Annotated in this window: 17 protein-coding genes; 1 reads left to right on the top strand and 16 read right to left on the bottom strand. The window is 44.6% G+C overall.

The window, feature by feature from the left end:
- Window positions 1-449 precede the first annotated feature (449 nt).
- The gene (locus H0266_RS13230; protein ID WP_181472913.1) at window positions 450-3,614 is read right to left on the bottom strand and encodes a bifunctional cytochrome P450/NADPH--P450 reductase; all 3,165 of its coding nucleotides are present in this window, start codon (window positions 3,612-3,614) and stop codon (window positions 450-452) included.
- A gap of 66 nt (window positions 3,615-3,680) precedes the next feature.
- Window positions 3,681-4,247 (bottom strand): TetR/AcrR family transcriptional regulator, encoded by a 567-nt coding sequence (locus H0266_RS13225; RefSeq protein ID WP_246363996.1) that lies wholly within the window; start codon window positions 4,245-4,247, stop codon window positions 3,681-3,683.
- 329 nt (window positions 4,248-4,576) lie between these two features.
- Between H0266_RS13225 and H0266_RS13220 the strand changes: the two genes are divergently transcribed.
- Window positions 4,577-5,665, top strand: coding sequence for a GGDEF domain-containing protein (locus H0266_RS13220; protein ID WP_181472911.1), 1,089 nt, complete (start codon window positions 4,577-4,579; stop codon window positions 5,663-5,665).
- A gap of 402 nt (window positions 5,666-6,067) precedes the next feature.
- Here H0266_RS13220 and H0266_RS13215 read toward each other — a convergent pair whose 3' ends face one another.
- From H0266_RS13215 to H0266_RS13150, 14 genes are all read right to left on the bottom strand, one after another.
- Window positions 6,068-7,753 (bottom strand): alpha-glucosidase, encoded by a 1,686-nt coding sequence (locus H0266_RS13215; protein ID WP_181472910.1) that lies wholly within the window; start codon window positions 7,751-7,753, stop codon window positions 6,068-6,070.
- 6 nt (window positions 7,754-7,759) lie between these two features.
- On the bottom strand, window positions 7,760-11,074 hold the full coding sequence (locus H0266_RS13210) for a glycoside hydrolase family 31 protein (protein WP_181472909.1): 3,315 nt from the start codon (window positions 11,072-11,074) through the stop codon (window positions 7,760-7,762).
- A 63-nt stretch (window positions 11,075-11,137) separates the two neighbouring features.
- Entirely contained in the window at window positions 11,138-12,403 is a 1,266-nt protein-coding gene (locus H0266_RS13205) for an ABC transporter substrate-binding protein (protein WP_425484320.1), read from the bottom strand.
- A gap of 30 nt (window positions 12,404-12,433) precedes the next feature.
- Window positions 12,434-13,255, bottom strand: a complete 822-nt coding sequence (locus H0266_RS13200) for a carbohydrate ABC transporter permease (protein WP_425484319.1) — start codon at window positions 13,253-13,255, stop codon at window positions 12,434-12,436.
- Between the two features lie 21 nt (window positions 13,256-13,276).
- Entirely contained in the window at window positions 13,277-14,152 is an 876-nt protein-coding gene (locus tag H0266_RS13195) for a carbohydrate ABC transporter permease (RefSeq protein ID WP_181473581.1), read from the bottom strand.
- An 18-nt stretch (window positions 14,153-14,170) separates the two neighbouring features.
- Window positions 14,171-15,388 carry an ROK family protein gene (locus H0266_RS13190; protein ID WP_181472907.1) on the bottom strand — a complete coding sequence of 406 codons (1,218 nt, stop codon included), beginning with the start codon at window positions 15,386-15,388 and terminating at the stop codon, window positions 14,171-14,173.
- A 274-nt stretch (window positions 15,389-15,662) separates the two neighbouring features.
- Window positions 15,663-16,286 (bottom strand): TetR/AcrR family transcriptional regulator, encoded by a 624-nt coding sequence (locus tag H0266_RS13185; protein WP_343063285.1) that lies wholly within the window; start codon window positions 16,284-16,286, stop codon window positions 15,663-15,665.
- Complete coding sequence (locus H0266_RS13180; protein WP_181472905.1) at window positions 16,252-17,514, bottom strand: MFS transporter; 1,263 nt, start codon at window positions 17,512-17,514, stop codon at window positions 16,252-16,254. Before H0266_RS13180 ends, H0266_RS13185 begins: the two co-directional genes overlap by 35 nt.
- 166 nt (window positions 17,515-17,680) lie before the next feature.
- The gene (locus H0266_RS13175) at window positions 17,681-17,887 is read right to left on the bottom strand and encodes a hypothetical protein (protein ID WP_181472904.1); all 207 of its coding nucleotides are present in this window, start codon (window positions 17,885-17,887) and stop codon (window positions 17,681-17,683) included.
- 93 nt (window positions 17,888-17,980) lie between these two features.
- The gene (metG, locus tag H0266_RS13170; RefSeq protein ID WP_181472903.1) at window positions 17,981-19,618 is read right to left on the bottom strand and encodes a methionine--tRNA ligase; all 1,638 of its coding nucleotides are present in this window, start codon (window positions 19,616-19,618) and stop codon (window positions 17,981-17,983) included.
- 335 nt (window positions 19,619-19,953) lie between these two features.
- Window positions 19,954-21,303, bottom strand: a complete 1,350-nt coding sequence (locus H0266_RS13165) for a S8 family peptidase (RefSeq protein WP_181472902.1) — start codon at window positions 21,301-21,303, stop codon at window positions 19,954-19,956.
- Window positions 21,304-21,878: 575 nt separating this feature from the next.
- Window positions 21,879-22,730, bottom strand: coding sequence for a DegV family protein (locus tag H0266_RS13160; protein ID WP_181472901.1), 852 nt, complete (start codon window positions 22,728-22,730; stop codon window positions 21,879-21,881).
- A gap of 92 nt (window positions 22,731-22,822) precedes the next feature.
- Entirely contained in the window at window positions 22,823-23,533 is a 711-nt protein-coding gene (locus H0266_RS13155) for an HAD family hydrolase (protein ID WP_181472900.1), read from the bottom strand.
- Window positions 23,534-23,663: 130 nt separating this feature from the next.
- Window positions 23,664-24,878, bottom strand: a complete 1,215-nt coding sequence (locus H0266_RS13150; protein ID WP_181473580.1) for a Bcr/CflA family efflux MFS transporter — start codon at window positions 24,876-24,878, stop codon at window positions 23,664-23,666.
- Between the last annotated feature and the right edge of the window lie 204 nt (window positions 24,879-25,082).

Raw genomic sequence — 25,082 nt, 5'->3', positions numbered from 1 at the left:
TATCAGGAAATCATGCTTTTAGTTCACATCTATGAAATTTCAGCTAAAAAAGGACAGACTTGTCCCGAGGACGGCTGAAACTCCAAAAATAGACATCATGAACAAGAGATGTTGTGTCTCGATTTTGATGCCTAACGTGAACGATTGCATGATTTTCCCTCCTTCGTGTATAAGATGTCTTTCTATTATAAAATGCTTTGGAAACCTACACAAGGCGGAGATTTCAAGAGAGATACGACTGCTATTTCGGACATCTATTCGAGCGAATCGGACGAGAGATGCGTTATTCCGGACATTCATTCAGGCTATTCGGACATTTCCTTTTTATTCGGACAAGTGTGGTACGTTATCGGACATTTGCTCGGTTTTTTCGGACACCCGCACACTCTCTACAGAGAAAAAACCATGGCTCCTGCCTGATGCAGAATCCATGGTCATTTTCTGATTGTTTAAGCTCCTGCCCAAACATCCTTCGCAAAGCGTCCCGACTGTTCCAACTGGTACAGCCACTCCGCCGCTTCTTCTTTATTCGTCTCATGTCTCTTCTGATAATGCTGAACTAATGTCTCTGTCACTTCCGGCGCCATCTTGCTTCCGTCACCGCAAATGTACAAATGCGCCCCATTCTCAAGTAGATAAAGCAAATGATCGATATTTTCTTCCATCACATGCTGCACGTACGTCTTCGGCTTATCCGGCTGCCTTGAGAAGGCGGTGTGCAAGGTAACGAGCCCCTGTCGATCAGCTTCCTTCAGTTCTTCTTCATATAAAAAGTCCTGTTCGGGATGACGCGATCCGAAATACAAATGCGCTTCACCAAGCGTTTCTCCAGCGTCCTGCTGCACGCGTCTTGACTGGATGAACCCACGGAATGGAGCGATTCCGGTTCCTGGTCCGACCATGATGATCGGTGTCTCTGGCTTTTCCGGAAGCTGAAAGGCTGTTTCCGGCGTGCGGATGAAGCAAGCAATATGATCACTTGGTTCCACGGAAGCCAAATAGTTCGAGCTGACGCCTTTGTATTCTCCATTACCGTTCCACGCTTCGCCACGTACGACGCTTACCGTAATGGTTGTACGCTCTTTGTCGACTGTCGGTGAACTTGAAATCGAATAGTACCTGACGCGAAGAGCGGGAAGCAGTGCAAGAAACTGTTCAAATTCCATCAAGCAAGAAGTGTATTCTTCAAGCAATTCAAGCATGGTCATACGCTTCTCCAGTACCTCTTTTTTGTACACCTCATCTTCAAGCAGCTGCTCAAGCTCTACTTTGTGAGGAGGACAAGGGTTACTTGCCGCAAGTGCTCTGATTTGTGCACGAGTCGCTGGCTCTTGTAGTTCCACATAAGATGAAAACAATTCGCCCAGCTGGACCGGATGATCGGTCGGGAGGTGTTTCGCTTTTCCTGTTCCTTCGCCGAGCATAACGAACCTCTCCTGCTTCAAACCGAAGCGAACCATGACACGTGACACCAATTCCTGACTATTTTTCGGAAGCACTCCTAAGTGGTCGCCTTCGTTAAATGAGACGCCTTCCGGGAGTTTCATTTCAATATGACGCGTACTGCGGTCGCCTGATTTTTGAAGCTCTCTGTTATCAATCACTTCTGCTGTAAACGCTCCGTACATTTGCGCTGTCGGTGTATAGCTTTCCCCGCTCACGAAGTCGACAGCAATCGTACTGGAGGCGGTATCCGTCTCTTCGACATTCAAATCGAAACGGGACGCTAATCCTTCCCATAGAGCGGTCTGCCATTTTTCAAAGTCTCCGTCAAAATCTTCACTGGCATCGCCTTCGCCACGCTCAGCAATCTTCGTCGCCCCTTTAGCTTGAAGCGTTTCATCGATGGTCGTCGGGATGCGTTGATACGTTGTTGCCCAGTTGCGATCGCCACATCCGAACACCGTGTAATTTACGCCTGCAAGCTCCTTATCTTCAACAGTTGAAATCCATTCCATGAATGTAGCCGCATTGTCCGGCGGATGACCATTATAGGAAGCCGAAACGAATACGATTGCTCCCTCTGACGGGAGATCACCTGTGTACTCATCCATCGCGGCTGCTTTCGCGTCAAACCCAAGCGCCGCTCCTTTTTCTGCGAGCTCACGTGCAACGCCCTCCGCTGTGCCCAAGTTAGATCCGTACAACACATGCATCGGCGTGCCGTGAGAAGAAGCTGAGATCGGCGCAACGTCTTCGACTTTTTCGTACGATGACTCCTCAACCGGCTGTTGCATGACTGTCCCCTCTCTCCGTGGGCGGACTTTCATCCTCAGGTCATCCGGCTTGAGCGTTAGCGTTTCTTTCACATCTAGCTGGTAATCCGTGTGGTCGATGAGTTCAAAATGTTGAAGAACCATACCAAGGACGAGCGTTGCCTCATGAAGGGCAAACTGCTGGCCGATACATGCGCGCTGTCCGTTTCCGAACGGTTTATACGCATGGTGCGGAATCTGCGATGGATCCTCGAATCGCTCAGGCTTGAAGGTTTCGACATCTTCTCCCCATACCGATGTGTCCCGGTGAAGCTCTGGAATCAACAGCGTAAATGAATCGCCTTCTTCAACCGGATACTTGTCACCGAGTGTCGTATCTTCTTTGGCATACACTGAAAAAGCCGGAGCCGTCGGCCATAAGCGCAGTGATTCATTCAGAATCATGCGGACATACTTCAACTGCTTCACTTGTTTATAAGAAGGCGCCGTATCGCCAAGGATGGAATCCACTTCTTCGTAGGCTTTCTGCAATTTATCCGGATTTTTCATCAGGTAATACAAGGCAAACGAAAGCAGTCCACTCGTTGTCTCGTGACCGGCAATCAAGAAAGTGATGATCTGGAAGCGAATATTTTCATCATCAAGTGCCTCTCCTGTCTCCGGATCTTTTCCTTTCAACATATGGGCAAGCAAGTCGTCTTCGCCCTGATCGCCAGCTTTCCTGCGTTCTGCAATCAGATTATCGACAAGCGTGAACATGTACTCTATATCCTCGTTGTACTGTCGCTTCGATTTAATCATCAATTTATCTTGAATCCCAAGACGCTGAGTCTGGTTCATTGACTCATCGAGCGCATTGACCATCTTCTCAACAAACGGATGCATATTCTCTTTATAAAAACTATTGAACCTGAAATCGAATCCACATAACCCGATCGTATCAAGCGTCAGGCGCGTCATATCATCAGGGACTTGGACTTCTTCATCTGGGTTCAAGCGCATCCATTTCTGGACGAGCTGTTCGGCAAGGTCGAGCATTTTGTTATGGTAGCCTTTCATCGCCTGCTGACTGAAGCTCGGGAGAAGGATATTATGCGCCTTCTTCCAATTCGGCTCCTCTGTACTACTCGTAAACAGCCCATCACCACCAAACGAACGAACCTTTTGCAGAGCTGGCCCTACTTTCTTATCAAAACGGGTTTCATCACAAATCTCAGCTGCGAATTCTGCGCTTGAGACGAAAGTGCTGACTCTTCCCGGGAATTGAAACTCAAAGATCGGCCCTAAATCTCTCGCCATATCCATAAACGACTGAATCGGTTTATCCTTATTCAGAACTGGCAGGTTCCCAAGCGGTCCATAAACTTTCGGTCTTGGCAGATGATTGGTTTGATTCATAGTTTGTCACCTCATTCAAAGTATGCGGAATGAACGTTCATTCCGTTTATGATTTAAAGAAAGCCATCACGGGTGATGGCGTACAGCATCCCAGCAAGTGTTTTCGACCCCTTGCATCAATGCCTCCGTTCTCTCTAATTCCCCTGCGCGTATCAGTTGATGAAGCTCTAGAAATCCCCCGAAGATAATGGCGATCAAAGCGAGAGTCGGCAAGTCGCGAATCTCGTTTTCAGCTTTCCCTTCATCAAGGAAGTCTCTTAGAATCGTCCAAAGATCCGTAAAGGCTTCTCGGCTGGCGTCGTCCAGGAAATACGCTGCGTTATGCGTTTTGATAAAATACAAAGCGTGCTCTTGTTCATCTGTAAAACGGATCATCCGCTGAAACAAATGATGAAATTGCTCACGAATGGAATGATGTTCGGGAAAATCCTTTTTCAGCAACTCGGTAAACACTTGAACATAGTACTGAAATAATGTATTCACCAAGACTTCTTTATTTTCAAAATAACGATAGATGGTTCCCGCCCCGACGTTTGCATCCTTGGCGATCATCGGGATCGTCGTTGCATCAAATCCCCGCTCCGCAAAAAGCGTGAGCGCACTATCAAGGATATTATCTCGTTTCTCTGTCATAGCTGCCATGGATGATTTACTCTCTCCTTCAGCCCGGAATGATTATTCATTCCAGTGTAAATTTTAATCTATATCACGTTATCCTACAATCATTCCATCGATAATTGAGAATATTTCCTCAGGACACATCTCCTGTATTTCGTCTTGATCTAAACCATATTCTACATGAAATCTTCTGTTATCTCTAGTGACTGCAAAGCTACAAACTTATCGATAGATCGTTATTGTCTGAATGTGTCCTCATGTTTCATTTTATATTGAATAAATGGAAGGAATAGGGTAAGATTCTATCAAACGATATACCTACACCCCCATTAGGAGGGCTAGACATGGGAATTTTAGTTGAATTCTTCGTAAATATTTGTATTGTTATTACACTTTTGTTCGCTTACCTTCAATTAAGGTGGAATAAGCTTGAAGGTACTTACTCTAGAAAAGTTATGACGATCATCGATGGACTTGCCGGTGGAATACTAGGGAATATCCTGATGTATTTTTCTATTCAGGTTACCGATCAAACGATTGTCGACCTGCGGCATATTCCCGTTATCATCCTCTTCTTATTCATCGGGTTCAAACCTGCCATCCTATCAGGGCTTCTGATTATAGCTGGAAGGTTCATTTATGGAATCAACGCTTCCTCTATTGGAGCATTGCTACTGATGATCTGCCTTCTTGTAGGCTTTTACTTCATTCGGAGACAACACCGTAAAGAAGGTCATCTGTTCAAAGAAGCGATGATCATGCTCGTTCACTCCAACCTTGTATTCTTGATTGTCATCGCCGTGCTCGTACAAAACTGGAATCTATTGAAATCACTGATCCCTATTTACTGGGCCATCTCGTTTGTCGGTGGTTTACTCTCCGTATTTGTCGTCAATTACTTGAGAAATTCGCATGAGTTGTTTAAAAAGTATGAAGAACAATCGACTGTTGATTATCTGACAGGGTTGAATAATGTAAGAGAATTCGATAAAGCCGGCAACACCTTATTCAATCAGGCCCAAAAAGATGACTTGAGGCTCTCTCTGCTCATGATTGATATCGATTACTTTAAACAAGTCAACGATACCTACGGCCACTCCTCTGGTGACCTTGTCCTTCAACAGCTCGGTGAGGTATTAAAAGAGAATGCCAGGTCCTTTGATGTCGTATCAAGAAACGGCGGAGAAGAGTTTTCAGTGATTTTACAAGATTGTTCGAAAGAAAGAGCATTGGAAATAGCTGAACGTATCCGGTCAGCTGTTCAGAATCATTCCTTCACTATTAGCAATGGAGAGACCATTTCAATCACCGTCTCCATCGGTGCAAGCACGTATCCAAACAAAGTAACGAGCATTGATGAGATGATCAAACAAGCTGATCAATCGTTATATAGCGCGAAAAGAAATGGGAGAAATTGTGTGAAATCTGCTTAGGTCACGACACTTATTCTGAGCCATAAACAAAAAAAGCTCCCCTTCGAAAGGGGAGCTTTACTAATGTTCTACATACAATTTTCTGCAGCACGCTAGATGAAATGAAAGAAAAGCTCGGCATGAGTAATGCTGGCTTTGAATATGGTGGGAAAAACGTGGAATAAAGGCGTCAGAAAGGATTGATATGTCGTCAACGATGATCCCCACCGAAGCTTTTTCGACTACTGCACAACGAAATGGCGCACGGCCACGTCATCCAATACGAGCGTTATTGAAGATAGCATAACGAAACTTGGGAAGTTGATTGCACATCCTGAGGTAGGATCATAAGAAATAATTTGGAACTCCCATCCACATAAAAGAGGGGGAGCAGCTTATTGACTGCTTCCCCTCTTCTACTCTTTACTTTTCAATCGAATACACGACACTCTCGTATGGAGATAAACGGTCCCGCTCCGGACTGTCCACATTCGTGATGACAACCTCTCCGCCTTTCACAGATTGAATAAGGTCCTGATCAGGCACTTCTACCGTTTGATCAGAGAAATTGCAGCAGACAACAAGGTCCTCTTTATCTCCCACTCTCTGATACGCAAACAACTGAGGATGCTCTCTCAATAACAACTCGAATGATCCCTCGGTGATGACCTCTTTTTCTTTTCGAAGCTGAATCAATTGTTGATAATAATAGAAGATCGAGTCCTCCTGACCTAACGCTTGTTCAGCATTAATATGAGTATATCCAGGATTGACCTTGATCCACGGGTCGCCCTCCGTGAACCCTGCATTCTCAGAACGATCCCACTGCATCGGCGTTCGAGCGTTGTCTCTCCCTTTTATATAAATTGCCTCCATAATCCGTTCATGAGACCATCCTAACGCCCGCTTCTCTTCATACATGTTCTTCAGTTCAATATCTCTGTACTCATCCAAACTGTCAAAATGAACATTCGTCATGCCCAGCTCTTCCCCTTGATAAATATACGGAGTTCCTTGCATCATATGAAGGCAAGTAGCGAGCATTTTAGCTGATTTCTCTCGAAACTCCCCATCATTTCCGAACCTTGAAACAATACGAGGTTGGTCATGGTTATTCCAGTAAAGACTATTCCAGCCGACACCGTGCAACGACGTCTGCCACTTTTCGAAGTTTTCCTTCAAGTCGACAAGATCTAGCGGCTTGACGTCCCACTTGTCTCCGTTCTCAGAATCAAGATCCATATGCTCGAACGTAAAGATCATATTCAACTCATCATGGGCAGGATCCGTGTAGGCTTTCGCTTCTTCCGGCGACGCACCGGGCATTTCACCAACCGTCATAATGTCATATTTCGAAAGGACTTCTTCGTTCATTTCCTGTAAAAACTCATGAATTCGCGGACCGTTCATGAAGTGCGGGCTGCCATCTCCATGCTCTCCATCCGGGTAGCTGGGATCTTTGGAGATGAAGTTGATGACATCCATACGAAAGCCGTCCATCCCTTTATCGAGCCAGAACTTCATCATCTCGTAGATGTCCTCACGCAACTTCGGGTTTTCCCAATTGAGGTCCGGCTGTTTAGTAGCAAATAAATGGAGATAATACTGCTCTGTACGCTCATCATATTCCCAAGTCGACCCGCTGAAAATCGAATTCCAGTTCGTCGGTGGCTCGCCGTTTTCTTTTCCATCTTTCCAGATGTAATAGTCACGATAAGGATTGTCCTTACTCTTTGATGACTCTACGAACCACTTGTGCTCATCAGAGGTATGGTTCACGACAAGATCCATCACAAGCTTCATATCTCGATTATGTGCTTCTTCAAGTAAACGCTCCAGATCGTTCATATCCCCGAATAAATCATCGATTTTCTTATAATCTCGAATATCATAGCCATTGTCTTCTTGCGGAGAATCATAAACTGGCGACAACCATATGACATCGATGCCAAGTGTTTTTAAGTAATCCAGTTTTTCAATGATACCAGGGAGATCTCCAATTCCATCTCCATTCGTATCATTGAAGCTCTTCGGATAAATTTGATAGACGACGCTCTTTTTCCACCATTCCGTTTGGCTAGACTTCTTTTCGGTTTCATGTTTGACCATAAACTTCTACTCCTTTATCCATCGAACGTTTTTTTCAAGTCCAATCCATTCGACCTCTAAGTTATCTAAGGAGGTGGAAACAATTGCGCTCCATTCTCCTTCTTCCTCTTTTATAGTAATACGGACTTCATTTCCAAGATGATCGGTTACCGTATGCTCCAAAGGGTCATTCACATAGACTTTCAGTAAAGGGACCTCATATTGATCCACGCGATTCCCAACATCGGAACCAAGCTTCTGCGTTTTATCAACATTTAATAATAATGTTGTATTCATCTTAACAAAAACAGGAATTTCATGAACGTGTGATTCAACCTTGAAGATCGTCGGTCCTTGAAGAACTTCATCAGTCCAAAGGTTTACCCACATCCCTTCAGGCAAGTACACAGATCTTGTTACCGCTCCTTCCTCAATGATAGGTGCGATAAGCAGGCTTTCCCCGAACATATATTGATCGTACATCCCGTCCACTCGTTCGTCTTCTGGAAAATCAATCATAAGGGACCTCATCATCGGGAGTCCTGTACGACTTGCTTTTTCTGCTTCCTGATAAATATATGGCAACAGGTTCATCCTCACATTAGCGAAGTAACGATACACATCTATGACCATGTCTTCCCCGGTTCGTTCAGCGATATTCCAAGGTGTACGGTCCTGGCTGAATTCGGCTTTACTTTCAGCATGATACTGCATGATCGGACAGAACGCCGCCATAGAAGACGACCTCATGAACAACTCCGCTGTGGGAATATCGCCGTTGAAACCAGCTAAATCCCAACCCCAAAACGGAATGCCAGCAAGACCTGCATTCAACCCGGCAATCAACGAGCGTTTAAATGCACCGAATGTAGAGCGTTCATCACCCGCCCAGTGAGCCGGATAATTTTGCGCTCCTGTGTAACCCGCACGACTGAAGGTGATTCCATCATTTTGTTGAGCAAAATCATAATACGCCTCAATGTAGTCATTCGGGTACTGGTTACGCATTTCGCTTCCTGTCTGCCCGTTCGCAAACTGAAGCTCCTTTCCAAAAACAAATTCCCCACCATCCGTCTTAAAGCCATCGACACCAAGATCGATAAGATACTGACGTTTCCGGAACCACCATGTCCGGCCCTCCTCATGACTGAAGTCCATGATTAAACTGTTCGTAAACCAGTTCTCTGGAATCCGGTAAGGAGTACCGTCTTTGTTGGTCACGACATACCCTTGGTCGATCATGTAGGTTTCATCTTGATCTTTCAGTGGGTGATGCTGCTTATTCAAGTATTTCTGAATCGGGATCTGCCATAAAATCAGCTTCAAATGTTCATTATGAAGGTCTTCTACCATCTGCTTCGGATCCGGCCATCTGCCCCATTCCGGAAATTGCATCTCATCATAGGAATGCACATACCCAGGGTCTTTCAACTCATACTCAGCGTCATTGAACATATAGTACGTCGCTTCATCACTCCACTGCTCAAGGACGATGACCGTCGCAGGAATGCGATGCCGCTTCGTCGCAGCCACCTCTTTTTCTACAATCGACTGACGGTCCCAATTGTTGCTCGACATCCACGGTCCCAGTGCCCAAGCTGGCAGCATCGTCGGTTTGCCTGTATCATTCGTATAATTTATTAACTGCTGTTGATAGCTACCTGGATATATGTGTATTTGTGTTTCTTTTTGATAGGGTACTTGTTCAATCGTCCACGAGCATTTGTCTTTCACGTCCCTGGCAAGATCGAACGAAGTGTATGTTTGTGTATCTATGAAACAGCCATATCCTTGGTTTGTCATATAAAAAGGAATTGGGATATATGTTCGTGTGCCCTGGTCGCGGTACTGGTTATACACATAGCAATCAATCAATTCTCCACGCTGTTTTGTGGCATTGTACCGCTCCCCAAAACCGTAGAATTGTTCTGAAGAAGGAGAGTACCAGTGAATCGTAAACTCTTCCATCTCCCCTTTCACATTTTCTTTCCATTCCAGTGGTGAAAACAGAGGGTGTGTGGAAAGGATCAACTCTTCCTTTTTATAGAGCGAGATCCTTGGTTTCGATAACGAAATATGAACCGAGTATTCATCATGTTGCATTGTTACCACTTCTTGTTGAGTAGCCGCTGCAGTTCCTTCGATATGCTGCTTTAGATTTAGCTTCAAGCCTTGTTCATCAAAAACAAACTGTATGCCGTAGGGCTGATCATCCACCTTTACCATAAGCTCGTTTTCATCCGACTGAATGAGACGGAATTGCTCTACGCTTTTCCTTAATCGAGTCGACACCTCATATATATCAGAGCGAATCTCTCCCCCACCCTTCAAGTGCGCCTTAAACAGATACGAAAAAGTTCCATGTTCATTGAAGGGTTGGACGATTGCCTCATAAATGTCTTCTTTCAACGTAAGTTCATATTCTTTCTGCCATGACTTCGCCTCATTCTGTACAATCACAGTCACTTGATCAATTTGTTTCCCTGTCACGACGCGACAAGGAAGAGTTACATATTCGTCGGTCATAGGATGATGCGGTTTACGCTCGGTCTGCTGTGGCTCGTAAACATTTTCATTGCCTAAGGGCTGATGAACGATCTGGTTCGTCTCCCGTTTCGCTTCAGATGAATAAAAATGATAGAGATCAAGCAAAGTCTCGGCAAGTTCTGAATGACGCCCTGCCGCCTGCTCGGCGTGAAGATGGGCTGTTTCAAACTCTGATTTCTCTTGGTAATATAAGGCTGCGAGCGCAGATGCCACTGACGACTTCCCCGGGGATCCGATGTAGGCAAGTAGACCGTCTCCCGTATCTAATTGATTAGTCATTTTTCTAGAGGCTTCCACAATGACTAAGTCTTCAGGGGAAAATAAGCCATACGGCATGACAGCGAGCCACTGATCAGCAGCAAGCGTCCGCTCCTTTTGCCCATTCAGAACGGTTCCTCCAGACAAAAGCTGTTCGAATACAAAATCACGAATCCGCGTGATGGTCTGCTGAACATAACTATGTTCTTTCTTGACATTTTTGTATGCCATTAGCGCTGCGTAGGCCATGGCGAGATTCGACAAATAAACATCTTCACGTCCATTATCCCAAATACTTCCCTGAGGTTTTGACCAGTTTTCTTCTATATAGGTAATGAATGGAGCAAAGTCTTCCCCATCACCGTTCGTTACGGTGCTATGGTTTTGCCAAACCCATGTCCAGGTTGCGATAATATGAAAATCATCCTTGGCCAGGTCTGGCTTTGCGTTTCTCAATAACTCTTCAGATGCTGTATAGTCGCCTTTCAGCTGAGCAAGGTGGGCGCGGAGAAGGTTGACATAGTGGTTGGATGACATCTGTGACACTTCCTTTCAAAGGAAAGGATATATGCGTAAGATCCACATATATCCTCGTTTCCATTATTGATTCATGATGTTTTCGTATTCCGATTCAAGCGTGTTCAACACTTCTTCTGGCGTCTGATCTCCATTCAGTGCTTTTTCAAATTCTTGATTGGTCACATCACTGATTCGGCTCCAATTCTCTACAACTGGTGGAAGGACCAGGCTATCAAGCGCTTCGAATACCGCTTGACGATTTTCTGGAGGCGTCTGTTCAAGATAAGGACTAAGAATGTCGTCGTTCGTGATTGCCGGTAGTTCCCAAGATGCCTCGACACGAGTTTCAGCCGCTTGATCACTGGCACTCATAAAGGCCGCAAACTTATAAGCTGCTTCTTGTTTCTCTGAATCCGCAGATACCGCCAAACCATTCGCGAAGAAATGGTGAGCTTTTTGCGTATTACCAGCTTCCACCTCTACGTCCCACTCAAATGGAACATCTTCAAATTGTCCAAACATCCAAATCCCTGTATGCAAAATCGCCAATTGTCCGTTTTTGAAGAGATCTTCAGACGCTTGACCGGACATATCAGATGGGGACGGGGACACACCATATTCCGTTACATTCTCTACCATGTATTGCAGAGCTTCTAAGTTTTCTGGTGTGTTGATTGTCGGATTTCCTTCATCATCAAACACTTGACCACCGTTTTGGGCTGCAACTTTATAGAACTCGTTCATCGTCACTGGTGCATAGGTTCCCCACACATTGTTTCCCTGATCTGTCAGTTTCTCAGCTGCAGCACGCTCATCTTCCCACGTCCAGTCTGAGGTCGGATAGTCTACACCTGCTTCATCAAACAAATCTTTATTATAGAATGTAAGTACATTGGAAAAGCTCTCGACCATGCCGTATTGCTTACCGTCATATTGGTACGCCTTGAAAGCTTCCTCGTTCAACTGATCTGGATTAAAGCTATCATCTTCGTCTATGAAACTCGACAAATCAGCGAGCGTCCCTTTGGATGCATACTGCACGAAGTTTTCATAATTCAATTCAAATACGTCTGGTGCATTGTCGCCAGCTATCTGTGTTTGTAATTTTGTAAAGTAATCATCATAAGCTGCGAGCTCAGAGTTCACCGTAATATCTGGGTTTTCTTCCTCAAACGCTTCAATGATTTGGTTCAACTCTTCTTCATAATCAGGGGTTGCCGAAAAGCTGAAGTACGTGATTTCTGTCTGACCATCTTCTGACCCTTCTGTGCTTCCCTCAGTAGAACATCCAACAAGACTGACCATGGCTAATAAACTGAATACGATAAAAACAGCAACTTTTTTCAACATGGTGACCTCTCCTTTATATATATGGATTTATTCTTTCATTCCGCTCATCGTCATCCCTTGAATGAAATACTTCTGAGCGAAAAGATAGACAGCTAGAATCGGAACAATACTAATGACCACGCCTGACATCATCAAGCCCCAGTCCGTCCCCCACCTACCTTGGAGCAAGGACAAACCAAGAGGCAATGTAGCCAAATCTCTTGAACTGACGACAATAAGCGGCCAGAGGAAGTTGTTCCAAGATTGCATAAATGTGAAAATGCCTAATGTCGCAATCATCGGTTTGATTAATGGCATGCAAACATTCAAAAATACGCGAAAGTGACTGGCGCCATCCATAAAGGCTGCTTCCTCAAGCTCCCTTGGAATGGAAAGCATCGCTTGGCGCATAAGGAACGTTCCGAAAACAGCGAACATCGTAGGGACAATCATCGCCTGATACGTATCCAGCCAACCAAATTCCTTCATGAGGATGAACTGCGGAATCATCGTAACTTGAGTCGGAACCATCATCGTCGCTAAATATAACAAGAAGATCTTATCTCTTCCTTTGAACTGCATGCGAGCAAAGGCATAGCCAGCCATCGCACTGAAAATGATTTGCCCGATGGTCGATAGAACGGCTACGAGTAACGAATTCCATAAGAAGCGCATCATCGGGAATTGACCGGTTACTTCTTGGTAATTCTCTGTTGTCGGCTCACTGGGGATGAACTCTGGTGGAAAAACCATTGTAGCACCACTATTTTTCAATGAAGTCGAAATCATCCATAGAAACGGGACAATCATAATGAATGCTCCGACAATCAACAGCACATAAAATCCAAAGGAACGGAAGAACTTGTTTATGCCGTTTTCTCCATTGGCCACTTATACCGCCCCCTTATCTTGAAACTTCATCTGAATATAGGTGAATATGAAGATGACGATAAACAATGCCCAGCTCATCGCGGCAGCATAGCCCATTTCAAAGTAACGGAAAGCGTAATTGTAGATGTTTTGGACCATGACAGTCGTCGATCCCCCAGGTCCGCCTTCGGTCATAATCATGACTTGGTCAAAGACTTGGAAAGAGTTGATCAACGATATGATGGTCACGAAGAAGGTCGTAGGTGCAAGTAAAGGGATGGTAATGCTTAAGAGCTGTCTGAGTTTTGATGCCCCGTCGATAGAGGCTGCTTCATAATAGGACGGCGATATCGTCTGTAAACCTCCAAGGAAAAGGACCATGACAAAGCCTGTGTCCTTCCAAGCACTTGCCAATATGATCCCAATCATAGCGGTACTCGGATCGTTCAGCCACTGGGGACCAGTGATGCCAATCAGAGATAATAAGTAGTTGATAAGACCATAGTTCGGGTTGTACAGCCACTTCCAAACGAGGGAGACAGCGACCCAACTCGTGATGACCGGCAGGAAATATGTAGCTCGGAAGAAAGCTCGTAACTTCATCGGTTTATTGAGCAGTAAAGCGGCAGCTAATCCGAAGATCATGACTAACGGAAGATAGCCGAAGATGAATAAGAACGTGTTACGGAATGCTCGCCAGAATTCTGGATCTTGCACTAAACGAATGTAATTATCGATACCTGTGAATTGTAAGGAGCTGACCAAATCCCAGTTCGTAAAGCTGATCACCAGCGAGGCCAGAATAGGAGCACCGATAAAGATCAGGAAACCAAGCAGGTTGGGTAGCAAAAAGATACAAAGCCAAAACAGTGTTTTTTTCTTCGTCATCCCTACCATGGTTTTTCCCACCTCCTCTTAAGATTTCGCTTTTGCTTTCTCATAGATCGGCTCTTGGAAAATATGGTTGATGGCTAACAGAGAAGCACCTTCTAACCATGCTTCGTCTTTTAGCGTAGACTCGACAAGGTCTGTCGCAATGTCTACCTTAGAGAAGAAGTTGTTGTGAGACATGTTCTGGACTTTCTCCATGAATAAATCACTGTACTCCATTCCTTCTCCAGCCATTACGATTTTGTCCGGATTAAAGGTGTTAATGAGATTCCGGATTCCATGGCCTAAATATTTACTTAGCCCCTCGAATAATGTCTGGGCCAATTTGTCCCCTTCTCTTGCTCTAGTGGCCACTTCAGTGAAGCTGAAATTTTCGATTGCCGTATCAGGATATTGATTGATCAGTTCTTGACCACGGTTCTCAAAATAAAATTCAGATGCGTACATTTCTAGACACCCCCGCTGTCCACAGTGGCAAGGATAGCCATCAATGACGAGCGTCGTATGACCATACTCCCCTGCTCCACCGATTGATCCATAATAGATTTTCCGATCGATAACGACGGAAAGACCAATACCTGCTCCAACGGAAACGACGAGAAAATTATTATTTTCCTTTCCTTCTCCTTTCGTGAGCTCAGCTAACGTGTAGCCGTTGATGTTGTTGTCGACGAAGATTTGGGTGTCTGGAAATTGTATCTTTAACATCTCTGTAATCGGAACATCCCTCCAGCCAAGCATAGACGACCTGATAATCGTTCCATTATGACGATTCACGAGACCTGAAGAAAGCACTCCAATTCCAAGAAGGTCCGATAGATTCTTCCTTTGAGCTTTGGCAAGCTTCATAATTTCCTCCTCGATCACCTTCACAACATGCTCTGGGGTGACGCCCTTCTCTATAGGGATGCTAGCTCTTGATAGAAGATTCGCTTCCATACTTGTAAGCGCTATCAAAATTTGCCGTTCTTCGATTTTTATACCGACTGAAAAACCAAAGTCCTGATTAAACTCCAGCAACTTCGCCCTTCTCCCACCTGTAGAAGACTGCTCTCCTACTTCGTTGATCCATCCAAGCTCCTTCAAATCTTCGATAATATAGGAAAGCGTTGAGGTGCCCAGTTTATAGTGCTTTGTGATTTCACTTCTGCTGATCGGATACTGCTGGCGAATGATATTCAATACCTTAAAACGGTTGATTTCCTTGATGAGTTCCTTACTTCCATTTCTCAGCACCTTCACTTCGACCACTCCTGAATGACTCGCTCAGAGTTACTTCTTTCATTGAACGAATAAAGTATATCTTTACTATAAGCATAGATTTTGAACAGCGCAAGCTACAATTTTAATTTTCTGACAAATTAAAAATTTTGGTACCGATTTCAATCAAGAGCCTGTTGCGATAGACTTTCACACAAAAAAATTTAAATTTTTATGAGATTGAAACGTAAATAACAGAAAACGGACCCTTTACGAATAAAGAGTCCGTTTCCCACGTAGCAAGACAAGTCCCCTTCTATTCCCGAACAGGAGAACCGTCCCCACGTAAAGCCATATTCAAATAATCGACGAACAAGGCGGATTGTTCTTTTACAAGCACTTTGTCTTCTGGCAGCATGGCATGATCGAGTGCAAGACCGTCGACGAACGTGATGATGGAGCGTGCTATGAGGTCGGGTTCATACGTTGTTCGGAACTCGCCTTCTTTCTGCCCCGCTTCAATGATGTCCGCATAAATCTTGAGTCCGATTTCATAGCGCTTCGTCCCGTATGCCCTTCTCCGCTCATCATTTCTTCCTGTGATGAAAAATTCGAGCTTACTAGGAGAGAGTGGGTCCATTTCGGCATCTGGTGTCGCGTCCTCTCCGAACATGACTTGCATGAGCAAGTGCCAGTGCGAAGCAGACGATTGCTTCAGCGACTCCAATGATTGATGCGCTTCTTCATTCAGTCCTTCTTCCAGAATCGCCTCGAACAAATCCTCTTTATTGGAAAAGTATTGATAGAGACCTCCCCGACTTACTCCTGCCGCTTCCATGACGTGCTTCATCGTCGTATGTTCATAGCCGTGCTCGATAAAAACGTCCGTCGCGGCCTTCAGAATGCTAGCCCGACGTTGCTTCAGATGTTCCTCGCTCACTCGTGGAGACATGGCCATTCCCTCTCTCTACTTTATTTTTAGCCAGTAATCCGATCAGTGAGATGATGACGAGCAACGATGCGGTGATGATGAATGTCGGAATGACTCCGAGGATCGTCGCCATCCATCCACCGAGCAATGGTCCGATAATCGTTGCGGTCGTTGTCACACTATTGACGACACCGAAGACGCGCCCTGTCATATGAACAGGCGTCTCGACCTGGACCGACGCCTGAAACGGAACGAAGGTCAGGCTTGCTGAGAAGCCAGCAAGAAATCCGAGCAATGCCGCCCACACAATCGAATAACTGAGATCGAAATACGTGAATACTCCTAGCATACCAAAGCTCAGTCCGATTCCACAAACCCCGATAAGCATGAGAGGAAAAGCCTTGTAATCCGTTTTTTTCGTTAAATAAACGCCTGCCAAGAACATGCCGGATCCCGATGCTGTCACGAGGTAGCCGAACAAATCTGGAGAAGCCGTGGTCAATTCTCTAAGCAAGACAATGAGCTGTGAATCGGACAGCTGCACCATCAGCAAACTGATTGCCAATAACAACAGACCCGCAACCATAAACCGACTCGACTTAATGAAGCGTGCCCCTAGAATCATCTCTTGCTTGAACGATTCTTGCTTCTCTGTTTTCTCCGTTTCGACAACCTTGAGTGTTTTAGGAAGGAACAAAAGAAGAAGCGCCGATAATAGGAACGTCCCTGAGTCGATGATGAAGACCATCTGCGCTCCCATCAGCGTCACGAGCAGACCACTCAACAAAGGTCCGAGGATTTTAGTCGACGAATCGATGACCGAGGTCAGAGACATCGCCCCCTTCATATCTTTCTGATCGACAAGTTCTTTCAGCTTGCCATTCTTCGCTGGAATGAAGACGGAAGAAAACACCCCGACTGCAAGTAGAATCGCATAGACCATCCACAATTCGCTCACGACAGTCAGCAGCAGAATCAACGCAGCCCGGACAACATCCGAGACAATCATCAGCACTTTCCTGTTCAAGCGGTCCGCCACAATTCCAGCTACCGGTCCGAGTAACGCCATCGGCACCGCCAGACAGAGAATAACGAATGACACTTCGATCGGTGATGCGTTCCATTTCAATCCGACAAGTGTGATGATTGCGACAATACTGAGCCAGTCACCGATACTTGAGATCGCCTGTGCCCCCATCAAGGTCAGGTACCCTTTGTTTTTCAATAATTTCTTCATTGTTTTGCTCCTCCCTAAAACGACACCGTTGTCGTTTTGTTATTTTTATTATAACGACACTAATGTCGTTTTACAACCCTCTTCTTGATAAATGGGCATAAAAAAAGCGGGAACCCCCTATTTCAGAAGTTCTCGCTTTTTGATAAGAGACTAACACAGAAACCCGTCACGCATAGAATCCAATTATACGTAAGACGGCCACTCCGATGCCCGTCGTAAGGATTCCTGTTATGGCCGTAACGAACGTCGTTCTCACGCTTCTTGTTTCAAACCAAACCATGACAACTAGGATGATGGTAAAAAGAATACCGAAAAATAAGGATGCCAACGGATTGGTCGGGGTAATCCAGTCGAACCATTGTATCATATTCATCATCGACTCCTCCATTCAAGTGTGGAATAAGGGTTATGTGATATACGTGCTGATCATGGTAAGGTTTCATTTATTTAGGATATGCTCGCTCTTTCATTTCTTCACTTGTTTATACAGAGCCTCTAACTCCTCGTTAATTGTCTCCTTATCGATTCTATCAAAAAGAGGTTTTATTTCATTCAAATGAACGTCTTCAACAATTACTTCTTCCCACCCTAAATCCTCCAGGTTCAGCATCCGCTTTACCTTTTCACTTGAGAAAGGAAGAAATGGATGTAAGAGTTGTGCCAAATTAGCAATGATATACGTACACGTAGCGAGTGTATCCTTACAAGATTGTCGGTCCTCTTTCACTTGAATCCAAGGTTTTTGTTCATCAAAATACTTGTTGCCATAGCGAATCCAGTCAAAGATCTCTTCAAGAGAATTCTTGAACTGCGTATTCGCGATAAATGTTCCGATTCTCTCATAGAGTCGGTTCACTTCTACTCTGACCTCTTCGTTGATTTCTCCTTCTGGAACTTGAGCATCAAACGACTTCTCTATGAATTTCAACGTGCGATTCACGAAGTTTCCATAGGCCCCGAGCAACTCACTATTATGACTATAAATAAATTCGCGCCAAGAAAAATCGGCATCTCTGTTTTCTGGCGCATTGATTGTCAGGAAATAGCGGATCGAGTCCGGATCATATCGCTTTAACAAATCATTCACCCAAACAGCCCAATTACGACTTGTTGATAACTTCTTATGCTCTAACGTCAGATATTCATTTGAAACAATATGATTTGGAAGAGATTCATTCTCGATCCCCAGTAGAATGGCTGGCCAGATAATAGAGTGAAAAGGGATGTTATCTTTACCATGAACATAGTAAGAGACTGTATCACTTCCCCAGAAACGCTGGTAATCTTCCTGGTTTTCTTCCGCCCACTCGATGCTTGCTGAATAATAACCTGAAACAGCTTCAATCCAAACATAGATCTTCTTATCTGCGTATCCACGAACGGGAACCGGGACACCATTATTCAAATCTCTAGATGCCGCCCGATCATGCAGCCCTTCTTTTAGATATCTTTCCGTTAAGTGTACGGCATTACTTCTCCAGCTATTTTCTGATTTAGCATCTGCCACGTAGTCTTCTATCTCCTTCTGATAGGAACTCAATTCAAAATAGAAATGCTCTGTCGTTTTCGTTACAGGAGTATCACCACATACTTTGCACGTTTTCTTATGCAAATCGAGCGGGTCAAGCATTGTAGAACAATGATCGCACTGATCACCACGCGCTTCACTGTTGCAATTCGGACAAATTCCTTCCACAAAGCGGTCAGGTAAAAACTGTGCACATGTGTTGCAATAGCACTGTTCCACGTTTTCTTTATATATTTTCCCTTGATCTAATAGCTTCAGGAATATCTGTTGGACCACTTCATGATGGTTTTCTGTATCTGTTCGGGTGTACTGATCAAAAGTGAAACCTAACCCTGAAAAGCTATTCACAAATTCTTGATGATAACGATCGGCAACCTCTTGTACCGTAACCCCCTCTTGTTTTGCTTTGATGGCGATCGGTGTCCCATTACAATCACTTCCCGAAACATATAGGACCTTTTCGCCTTTCAACCGGTAGTACCTAGCTAAAATATCTCCAGGTAAAAGACTCACGATATGGCCAAGATGCAGTGATCCGTTAGCATAGGGCCAAGCCCCTCCAATAAAAATACTCATTCTGAAAACCTCCTCGTAAAATATAAAAAAACCTCGCCCTCAGACAGATGAAACTGTCTAAGGACGAGGTTTGAAATCGTGTTACCACCTTAATTCACCAACCACTCACATGGTCAGCCTCCATAAGTACGGAACTATTGAATAGTCCTTATACCCTGACATTTATAACGAGTGCCAAATCTCGTCATAGCTTCACCATAGCGGCTCGGCTACGCAGCTCAGAGACCATATTCAATCAACTATTCTTTGCTTCTTTTCAGCAACCGAAGCTCTCTGTATAAAGAATGAAGTCAATCTACTCTTCTCTTCCATAAGAAGATCCCTTCTTAAAACGCTTATTCAGCTGTAACAGAAGCTGTTTGTTCAGCTTGCTGAACCGCTTTAAACGCATCAACATAACCCGCTCCCACTTCATGGTACTGATAACCTGGCATAGGCTCTGCCGTATTTTCTAGAAGTGCCAATGCCTGATCAGGACTAAGATCAGGGTTTGCTTCTTCCATTAGAGCTATGATCCCTGATACGTGAGGTGTTGCCATACTCGTGCCACTAGATGTCGTATAGTAAGGAAGATTTTCTGGAGCAATATAATCTACATCTTTCATCGCTCCAAGTGTATTAAGTATTAAACCAGTTGATGATTTGGTTGCCACGATATCTACCCCTGGTGCTGTAACATCCGGGTGAAGTAATGCATCACCCGCTATACCACGGGAAGAGAAATCAGCCAACTGCTTATCTTTTGTCCCTGCAGCAACAGAAATTACCCAAGGAGCTGCAGAATACGGGTTCAACGTATTGTCTTCAGGTCCTGCATTTCCTGCTGCAAATGTTACTGTCATTCCATTATCATGAGCTGCCTTGCTTGCTACGTTGATTGGGTCATTAGGAGAATATTCTCCTGTTGTCCCCCAACTATTACTGATGACATCAATCCCATATTCTTCTTGATGTTCGAGTGCATAGTTAAACCCTTCAAGAGCCCAAAGGATATTCAGTCCTTCTCCAGCTCCTAAACCAACTAATTTCGCATCCGGCGCAACGCCTGCATAAAGTCCTTCGCTTGCATTTCCCAACCCAGCAATTGTGCCGGCTACGTGAGTACCGTGTCCTGAACTCGTATCTGTATTAGGTACGTTCTCAAGATATAAATCCTCTTGACCAAAGATACTGCTTCCAGCCAATAATTTAACATTTTGTATAACTTTTGATCCGTACGGAAGATCTGGATGCGTTCCATCAATCCCACTATCTATGACAGCTACAGTCGTTCCTTCTCCTGTATAACCTAAATCAGCCCAAACGCTTTCGACCCCTATTAGCTTCCTACTATCTTTCATTAAATAATCCAAATCCTTATTCGGGTATATCGATAGTGCGTCTAGATTTTGATTTAAAAGACTTTCGATTTGAAGGGCTGTCCCTTTCACGCCCACAACCGGTAGTTTGCTAAACTCCTTCAAAGAAAGGCCTAAGGATTCAAGAAGATTCAATTGCCCTTCAGTTGGAAGTGCATCGTAAGTAACGATTGCCTCTACTTGTGTAGAGTCCTTAACGTCACCTAGCAAATTCAACAATTTACTATCAACTTCTAGAACGCTCGCTTGTGCTTTGTTCGTGTTAAAAGATAAAAAAGTTGCAAGGACCATAACCAATACTACTGAGAGTTTACAGAATACTTTCATGTGAACCTCCACGAGTACAAATTTACATCCCAAAAATTCTTTTAGAATGTATAGTTAAAGTATAATGGGTTCAGCGCTCTTTTTAAATTGGGAAAGTTCTGAATTTTATGACGTTTAAACACCCTCTTACAGCCCCTACATTCCCAACTTTTTGCGCTTCTCACCCATATGCTTACGGTCCCATGCGTCTAGCACTTTTGGTCAAATCAATTCATCATGTACTCGCATAACTATTGAGACCTTTATCTCACTGTTTTATTCTTATTCAAAGATGAATATAAGCGTATCAAAATAGCTAGTCGTTGGATACAATATTTCTTCATTATTTGTCGCCTGCCAATCACACGAGGATCATCCACCTCGGAATAAGTGACGTATCCGCCTTCCGATTGAAGTTAATCAACTAGAGATATCTTTAGATAATCAATCACTTCATATAATCATAATTTGTAGCAGCCACCACAACCCCAACTACCATGAAAGTATTAGAAGTTTTTATAGGAGGCTTTGCTAATTCCAACCTTACTCTTTTAGTGTACCGTTGTAGGGAAATTAGATTAAAAGAACCCCCCATACTATTTTTCTAATCCTGCTACTCCAAAACCACCAGGACCAGAATGAGTCGAAATCATGCCGCCCGCTTGGATCCATCGGACATGCTCGAAACCATTTTCTTCAGCCAACTCATCCATCCGCTCCTTGATCCTTTCATCGAGTCCGATCGAGTAAATAAAATAGAGCTGATGCCGATCCACATTGAATTCCTTCAAGTAATCATGAAACAGTTTCTCAGTAGCTCCACTCATTTTCCCGCGGTACTTCTTTGTAGACACTAGCTTTCCGTCCTTCAATTCGATGCATGGCTTTATTTTCAACAATGTCCCGATCAGAGAAGCCATATTGCTCACCCGTCCACCCGCTTTCAGAAACTCGAGGCTACCTGGGATAAACGAAAGCCTTGATTTAGGGACGGTGGACTCTATTTGTTCTATTAAATGTTCCGGTTCGATGCCGGGTTCTTTTTCTAAAACTTGAGCGGCATGTAATACGATTGCGCCTAATCCGCCTGTAACGTTCAGGGCATCAATGAGGAAAATGTCTTCAAAATCTTCCGCAGCTATTACAGCATTTTGAAAAGAAGACGATGCTTTTGATGTATAACCGATATGAACAATGATGCTATCCGGGAAAGTCTCTCTTATATTCGCAAAGAACTTAGTGTACTCATGAGCGTTGGTGGCCGTCGTAGAGGGTATCTTCTTCGTACGATCGTAATAGTCATAAATATCCTGTACTGGCAGATGACCGTCTAAATAATCTTTTCCGTCCATAATGATGTGCATGGGAACGACTTGAATATCATACTTGGCAGCTAAATCACTCGGCAAATCGGCACCGCTTTCGGTCGATAAGATGATTCTTCGCATGATTATTTCCCCCTTGGATATAGTAAAGCCTCGTTCGATGTTTTGCATGTTGCTTTTATTATACATGAGAAAAGCTTGTTACAGACCTCGGCCTACTCTTGACCAAGTATTCTCCTAAGCACATCCACAGGACTCGACTCTTCATCTATCCTATAATCCGGCAGATGTTCCTGACCTGAAGGGATGGTATGCTTTCTCCGGTTCACCCACACCGCGTTCCAGCCGGCCTTCTTCGCACCTACAACATCATTTCCGTAAGAGTCTCCGAAGTAATAGGCATGCTCTGGCTTGATTCCCATCTTGTCTTCTACAATCCGGAAGATCTCCGTGCTCGGCTTGGCGATCCCCAGTTTTCCAGAGATGAAGATATGATTCTCATCCACCCAGTTTCTCATTTGTAATTGTTCAACTTTATTCGCCTGGTGCTCCCCAGGTCCATTGGTGATGATGCCGATCTTCAACCCTCTCGCTTTTGCCTCGTTCAGCAGTTCTTCCATCTCAGGGGCAAGCTCTATCCCCTTTTGGTGCTTAGCATATAACCCTTGGAATCGCTCCGCTTCCTCCCGAGAAATCTCAATACCAAAGTAAGCAAACGCTTTGCTGATGCGGTAAATATGCATCTCGTGTTTATCCATCTCGCCATTGCTGACTGCATCGAAGACTTCTTCGCTGTAATACCTGCTTTGTATAAACAATTGATTGACTGGCACGTCAAGGTGACCAAAGAGTTCTTGGTATGCTTTGTTGAAAGGGGTCAACTGATCGTAAAGCGTGTCGTCTACATCTAATAGGATGTGTGTCATGGATTCCCTCCTAGTTCACTGAATATATCTATGGATCTATGCATTCTATTTCATTCTAATTGATTGTAGCTTACATTCCATCCATAATAAAAGCCCCGCTTCATCCAACCGGACGAGCAGAGCTTCCCTATTATCCCGCATATGCTTTTCTTGCGTCTTTCTTCGTCAACGTGAAGAACAATGTCGCACCGATCGAAGCCGTCGTAAATAGAATAGCTCCCATCGGAACAGCCGTCGTCTCATCAATACCGACTAGCGGCGAGACCATCGCGCCGAACAATAGAGGCAGCATGCCAAGCACGGCACTGGCACTCCCTGCTCGGTGGCCTTGATGCTCCATTGCAAGCGTGAACGTACTGGTCAACACCATCCCCATCGCTGTCATGTAGATGAAGATTGGGACAACAATCGAATACAGCGGTCCTTCGACAATCGTCATGACTAATAAAAAGCCAGTTGCACTCACCGCAATGATTACGGCAGCCCGGAGCAAGCTTCTCTCGTGAAAAATGCCTCCAAGACGTCCGACTAGAAAACTACCTGTAATAATCGCGAGGCCGTTCACTCCGAACAAGAAACTGAACGCCTGAGGCGATACGTCATAAATCCCCTGATAAACGAACGGTGTTCCCGAGACGTAAGCGAAACTCCCGCCGTGTACAAATCCGATTGTTAAGGCGTAACCGATGAAAGATCGGTCTTTCAACAGACGGCCAATAGTCCGGATCGACTCTTTCACGGAACTTGGAATCCTCTGTTCTACTGGAAGGGTCTCTGGCAATTTGCCTGCCACGGTGAACACGATCGCGAACCCTACGATACATAAGAAAAGGAAGATCGTCTCCCATGTAGCAAATGGTAACAGCAAAATCGCTCCACCTGTAATCGGCGCAACCATCGGAGCCGTAGCATTGATGACCATCAATAACGCGAAGAACTTCGTCAATGCCCTTCCTGTAAATACATCACGTACGACCGCCTTGGAAAGGACGACACCGGCAGAAGCCGTGAAGCCTTGAATGAAACGAGCGATGACGAGCACATAAATATTCGGCGCAAGCGCACAAGCAAAGGATGCCACCGCGAAGAGGAATAGGAAGATGATTAATGGCTTCTTCCTCCCTTGCGAATCACTGATGGGTCCAACAACAATTTGACCGACCGCAAGCCCGATCAAACAAGTCGTCAAACTAAGCTGCACGAGTGACGCACTCGTTTCTAGATCGGATGCAATCCCCGGAAAGCTCGGAAGATACATATCGATGTTGAGTGGTCCTAGTATTCCAAGCATGCCTAGTAAAAACGCTAGACCTATTCTTTCTTTCCCTTTTGGGTTATGTAAAATGATGAACACCTTCTTCTTATTCTGGCTGTTGAACTATGATTTTAACTTCATTCATTCTGGAAGTCTATTCATAAGCACATATTCGGATCTATTGCTGAATCGTTAAGCAACGTGTCTCATTCTACTGAATCTCTGCAATAGTTACCACCGGAAAATAATAAAAATGCTTCTTACTTAGAAGTGTAGAAGAGGCGACATTCACCT

This window comes from Halobacillus locisalis, assembly GCF_013694105.1.
Taxonomy (GTDB): domain Bacteria; phylum Bacillota; class Bacilli; order Bacillales; family Halobacillaceae; genus Halobacillus; species Halobacillus locisalis.
Note: the sequence above shows the minus strand (reverse complement) of the source record. Positions and strands in the feature narration are given on the sequence as shown.